This window comes from Streptomyces hirsutus (assembly GCF_001418415.1).
Lineage (GTDB): Bacteria > Actinomycetota > Actinomycetes > Streptomycetales > Streptomycetaceae > Streptomyces > Streptomyces hirsutus.
Genome location: NZ_LIQT01000634.1, coordinates 1 through 5,536 on the forward strand (window position 1 = coordinate 1; position 5,536 = coordinate 5,536).

Consider the following 5,536-nt stretch of genomic DNA (forward strand, 5'->3'; position numbering starts at 1 on the left):
CGCGGGGGGCGGGTCGCCGTCTCGGCCTGGATGCTGCTGGTCAGTGGCGGCGCGGGGTTCGTACTGATCGGGCTGGCCCCCACGGACGTCCACAAGGGCCTGCACGTCGTGGGCGCCGCGCTCGTCATGGGGTCGGGAAACGTCGGCCTCGTCCTGGCGGGGTTCGGCCTGGCGGACCGTGTTCCGCGCCCGCTGCGCCGGGCGACCGGCCTGCTGGGGGTCGTCGCGCTCCTGGCCTTCGGGCTGTTCCTGTCCGGCCACTACCTCGGCCTCGGCATGGGAGGCATGGAACGGGTCGCCGCGTATCCCTTCCTGTTCTGGGCGGCGGCCCTCGGCGTACGGGGATGCGCCCTCCGAGCAGGCCGTACGCGGACCGCGGTGGCGGAGGCCGGTGCGGGAAGGGCCCGTGCCGGTGCGGGTCCTTCCGGGGGTTAGCCTCGGGGGGAAGTGAGATCCCGCCTCGGCAGTGGGCGGGCGTGGTGGCAGGAGGCGCAGGACATGGCGAAGGTTCCCGGCTCGGTGCTGGCCGCGAGTGGACTCGTCGGCGGGTACGGGGTGGCCCGCTGGACCCGGAAGCGGCCGCTGGGCGGGGTCGTCCTCGCCGTGGCGGGGGCCGCCGCGGCGCGGGAATGGCGGGAGCGGGCCGGTGGGAAGGCCGCCGGGGCGCTGTCGGTCGCGTACGTCGCCGCCTTCGCGGGGTCGCATCCCCTGGCGAAGAAGGTCGGCGCCTGGCCCGCCGTGTTCGGTGTGGCGGGTGCCGTGGCGCTGGCGTCGTGGGCGGTCGCCGACCGGCGCGGGTGAGACACGGGCACGGCGCGCGCCTCGACGGGCCGGCGCAGGTGCGTGCCGGGGACGGCCCGTGGGCGTGGCCACCGGCGGCGGAGCCGTGCGCCGCTGTGGGACGAGACGACCGGCCATTCCGCGCGAGTCGATGCTCGAGGACCTGTCGTTCCGGGGCCGTGCCGCTCCGGGGCCTCCGGGTGATCGGAGGTCATGGAGGTGGTCACGGGCCGTCTCGGGTCGCCGTCTTCGGCCCGGCTGGCCATGCTGGTGCTGGGAGTGGCCTTCTTCCCAGTGACGAGGAGCACGGCATGTCCACGGACCCGGTCGGACGATTCCTGACGGCTTTGGACCCGGATCACCGGAAAGTCATCAGCGCCAAACCGCGCGAGGAACAGGAACGGCTCGCGGCGGCCTGGGAACGGGAGCTGGAGGAAGATACCGAACTCGACTCCCTCGACGAGCTGTCCCCGCCGGCGGCGGAAGCCGAGGCGGCCCGCCGCGTCCTGGACCGCGGGACCGGCTGAGACCTGTAACGGCGCCCAGGCCGATCACGATCATCCAGTGCCACCGTGACCAGGGCAGCCGGTCCAGACGGGCCGGGACGGCCGTGGTGATGGTGCCGGTGGAGGCGGGCACCGAGGCCGACGACGAATCCCCTGCCATGGCTCCCTCTCCGTCGAGCTCCCTCGAGCTCCGTCGGGCGAATGCCTCCCTCGTGCCCTGGGCCGGGAGGAAAACGCCCGCCGTGCCGTGGGGCAGGGCCCGCCGGACGGGCCCTACGCCCCCAGCATGCGGGAGACCGTGTAGATCAACAGCCCGGCGAGAGAACCGACGACCGTGCCGTTGATGCGGATGAACTGGAGGTCGCGGCCGATGTTGGCCTCGATCTTCTTCGTCGTGTGCTCGGCGTCCCAGCCCGCCACGGTGTCCGTGATCAGGGAGGTGATCTCCCTCCGGTAGGTGGTGACGACGTACACCGCGGCGCTCTCCAGCCAGCCGTCGACCTTGCCCTGCAGCCTGGCGTCGGCCGACATGCGCGCGCCCAGCGACAGCAGCGAGGCGCGGACGCGCAGCCGCAGCTCGCTGCGCTCGTCCTCCGCCGCGGCGACGATCATGGACCGCACGGCCGTCCAGACGGAGGCGATCAGGTCCTGGACCTCGTCACGGCCGAGGATCTCGCCCTTGAGGCGTTCGATCCGGGCGCGGGTCTCGGTGTCGGACTGGAGATCGGAGGCGAAGTCGGCGAGGAAGCGGTCGAGGGCGCCGCGCGCGGGGTGGGAGGGCATGTCGCGCATCTCGGTGACGAAGCGCAGCAGCTCCTTGTAGACGCGGTCGCCGATCTTGCGGTCCACGAACCGCGGGGTCCAGCCGGGAGCCCCGCCGTGCACGGCGTCCATCACGTACTCGCCGTGCAGCAGGAGCCAGTCGTGGGCACGGGTGACGACGACGTCGACGGCCTTCTTGTGGCCGCCGTCCGCGACGATCTTCTCCAGCAGCTTGCCCATACCGGGCGCGATCTCCTGGGCGTCCGCGCGGCGGGTGATCGCCTCGCCGACCACCGCCTGGACGTCGGAGTCGCGCAGGACGGTCAGCGCGCCGCGCAGGGCGGCCGACAACTCGGCGGTGACCCGGTCGGCGTGCTCGGGCACCGCCAGCCAGGCGCCGAGCCGGCTGCCGATGCCGACGGAGCGCAGCCGCCCGCGGACGACGTCCTCGGAGAGGAAGTTCTCGCCGACGAATTCGCCCAGGGAGACGCCGAGCTGGTCCTTCTTGGTGGGGATGATCGCGGTGTGCGGGATGCGCAGGCCCAGCGGGTGGCGGAACAGCGCGGTCACGGCGAACCAGTCGGCGAGCGCGCCCACCATGCCCGCCTCCGCCGCCGCGGCGACGTAGCCCGCCCAGGCTCCGGCGCCCGAGTGGGACGCCCACTCGGCCAGGACGTACACCACGGCGACGAACAGCAGCAGCCCGGTGGCGATGAGCTTCATCTGGCGCACTCCGCGCCGCTTCTCCTCGTCCGCCGGACTGAACGTCGTCATCGTGCGGTGGGTGACCCCACCGGCGCGGGCCTGCGTGCGCGGGCCTCCACCACCCCCGGCCCCCGTGGTGCCGGTGCCCTCCGTGCTCACGGTGTTCGCGGTGTCCGTGGCGTCCACCTCGTTCATCCGCTCGATCCGTTCATCCGTTCCGCCCCGCTCCATCCGCTCCGCCCGTTCGGTGATCCCTCACACATTGTCCCTTCCCGTCCGACTCCCGGAACGGAACAGGAGTTCCCGGCGTCTGTCCCATGGACGGCCCGACGGCTCCCCCACGAGCGCCCCGGCAAGGGACTCGGAGGGGGATTCCGCCTGGAGAGCAGGAGGAAAGCGGGACGAGACCGGGGGGAAATCAGGGGGAAATCAGGGCAACCCGCAGCGTGAGGCCAGGGTGGACCTCAGAGAGAAGTAAGAGGGAAGTCGGGGCGAAGCCGACCGGCTGTCCATGGAATCCCAGCGGGGGCGCAGTGCAGTCGCAGTGAAGTCGCAACGGGATCCCCGCGAGGTCCCTGCGGGCCGCCGTCCGTCCATGCCGCATCATGGGCTCATCCGTACGGAGTCTCGGACTCCGACCGTCCGAGGAGAACAGAACAGCATGACCGGGGGACGTGACGGGAGCGCGGGAGCGCCCACCGCGAAGTACCGCGCCCTGCTCGCCGCGGTGATCGCCGCGATCGTGGCGGTGTCCGCGACCATATACGTCGGCGTGTCGTCCGACCTGTACGGCGACGGCACCAGAGACCGCGACACCCTCGTCGACGGCCGCGACGGACACCGGAACCCGGCCGCACCGGCCTCCACCGGCACCTGGGTCTCCTCCTGGGCGGCCTCCCCGGTCGGCGGCGAGCCCGACACCGAGATGACCGGCCTCGCGAACCGCTCGCTGCGCAACGTCGTGCACACCAGCGTCGGCGGCACCGCCGCCCGGATCACCCTCTCCAACCTCTACGGCCAGTCCCCGCTCACCATCAACCGCGCCTCGATCGCCCTGTCCGCGGACCGAGGCGGCGCGGCGGCACTCGCCGACACCATGCGGCAGGTCACCTTCCGGGGGCGGACCGGCGTCGTCATCCCGGCCGGCGGCCAGGTGACGAGCGACGCCGTACGCATCGCCGTCCCGCACGACGGAGACGTGCTGGTCACCACGTACTCCCCCACCGGCTCCGGACCGGTCACCCGCCACACGTACGCACGCCAGACCTCGTACGCCGCCGTCGGCGAGCACACCGAGGACACGACCGGCGCCGTGTACACCGAGGAGAGCGCCTTCTGGCGCTACCTGACCGGGCTGGACGTGCTGAGCAGGGACTCGGAGGGCACCGTCGTCGCCCTCGGCGACTCGCTCACCGACGGCAGCACCTCCACCGTCGGCGCCAACAACCGCTGGCCGGACATCCTGTCCGACCGGCTGCGCGAAGCGGCCGCGGCAGGGCGGGACGTACCGCGCTACAGCGTCGTCAACGGCGGCATCAGCGGCAACCGGGTCCTCGCCGACGGCCTCGGCCGCCCCGCGGAGAACCCCAGTGCCCTGAAGCGCTTCGACCGTGACGTCCTCGGCCGCACGAACGTCAAGGTCCTCGTCGTCGACCTCGGCATCAACGACATCCTGCGCGACCCGGACCTCGCCGACCCCGACGCGATCGTCGGCGGCCTGAAGACCCTCGTCGACCGGGCCCACGCCCGCGGGCTGAAGGTCGTCGGCGCGACCCTGATGCCGTTCGGCGGCCACCGCGGACACACCGACGCGCGCGAGGCGGTGCGGCAGCGGATCAACGCGGAGATCCGCGCGGGGCGCGTCTTCGACGCCGTCGTCGACTTCGACCGGGCACTGCGCGACCCCTACGACCCGCGCCGACTGCGCCCCCTCTACGACTCGGGCGACCACCTGCACCCGAGCGACCGGGGGTACACGCGGATGGCCGAGATCTTCGACCTGAACGACCTGAAGGGCGGGGCGCCGGCGCAGCTGTAGGGGGTGGGCCGGTCCGTGGCCTGGTCAGTGCTCCCGGTCAGTGGTCCCGGCCTGCGGTGCCGGTCAGCGGTCCCGGTCGCGGCGGCGTTCGCCCTGCTCCTCGGCCCGTCGGCCGTGCGAGGACTCGAAGCCGAAGGAGCCGTGACCGAAGCCTCCGTGGTCGTGGCCGAGGGCGGCCTGGCCGGACGAGGAGGCGCCCAGTTCATGGTGGTCCGCGTCGCCGCCCGCACCTTCCCCGCGGCGGTTCGCCCTGCGCTCCAGCTTCTCGCGGCGGCGCTCCTCCCGGAACTGCTGCTTCTCCGCCCGGGTCAGCTTGCGCTTGACGCCGACGCCGCCCCAGAAGGCGAAGCCCGAGACGATGACGCGGGGGGCGCCCGGCTCGCCCGGCACGCCCTCCTCACGGTGGTCGAAGCCGCCCATGACACCGATGCCGCGGACGACGACCTCGACACCCTGCGGGACACGCCGGGGGCGGGCAGGTCGCGGGTGATCGGCTCGAGTTCCCGGTAGGTCCGCGCCTTGTACGTCGCGTCCAGCCGCTCCTCGAACTCCTCCATGTCCAGGCGCCCCTCGGCGACGGCGTCCCGCAGAACGGCGGCGACGCGCTCGCGGTCGGCATCGGAGGCGCGGAGGTCCGGGACTGCGTCGTCGGTCATACACAGCAGCCTACGAGGTCCCCCCGGCCGAGGGCTACGAGACCACCCGCCCGACGCCCTCGTCCCGGCCCTCCGGGATGCCCCCGGAG

At 73.0% G+C, this 5,536-nt stretch carries 5 protein-coding genes and 1 pseudogene; 4 read left to right on the forward strand and 2 right to left on the reverse strand.

The window, feature by feature from the left end; genetic code table 11:
• From AOK11_RS36370 to AOK11_RS36380, 3 genes are all read left to right on the forward strand, one after another.
• Nucleotides 1–435: DUF998 domain-containing protein (locus AOK11_RS36370; protein WP_157869526.1), on the forward strand; the 435-nt coding region annotated here is incomplete at its 5' end.
• Between the two features lie 63 nt (nucleotides 436–498).
• Nucleotides 499–801 carry a hypothetical protein gene (locus tag AOK11_RS36375; protein ID WP_055597905.1) on the forward strand — a complete coding sequence of 101 codons (303 nt, stop codon included), beginning with the start codon at nucleotides 499–501 and terminating at the stop codon, nucleotides 799–801.
• Between the two features lie 290 nt (nucleotides 802–1,091).
• A complete protein-coding gene (locus AOK11_RS36380; protein WP_055597906.1) occupies nucleotides 1,092–1,307 on the forward strand; it encodes a hypothetical protein in 216 nt (71 codons plus the stop codon).
• A 252-nt stretch (nucleotides 1,308–1,559) separates the two neighbouring features.
• On the opposite strand, the gene AOK11_RS36385 is transcribed toward AOK11_RS36380, so the two are convergent.
• A complete protein-coding gene (locus AOK11_RS36385; protein ID WP_107098770.1) occupies nucleotides 1,560–2,948 on the reverse strand; it encodes a DUF445 domain-containing protein in 1,389 nt (462 codons plus the stop codon).
• A gap of 466 nt (nucleotides 2,949–3,414) precedes the next feature.
• On the opposite strand from AOK11_RS36385, the gene AOK11_RS36390 reads away from it, so the two are divergent.
• A complete protein-coding gene (locus AOK11_RS36390; protein WP_055597907.1) occupies nucleotides 3,415–4,791 on the forward strand; it encodes an SGNH/GDSL hydrolase family protein in 1,377 nt (458 codons plus the stop codon).
• Between the two features lie 63 nt (nucleotides 4,792–4,854).
• Here AOK11_RS36390 and AOK11_RS41150 read toward each other — a convergent pair.
• Nucleotides 4,855–5,447: pseudogene (locus tag AOK11_RS41150) on the reverse strand (DUF1707 SHOCT-like domain-containing protein).
• Between the last annotated feature and the right edge of the window lie 89 nt (nucleotides 5,448–5,536).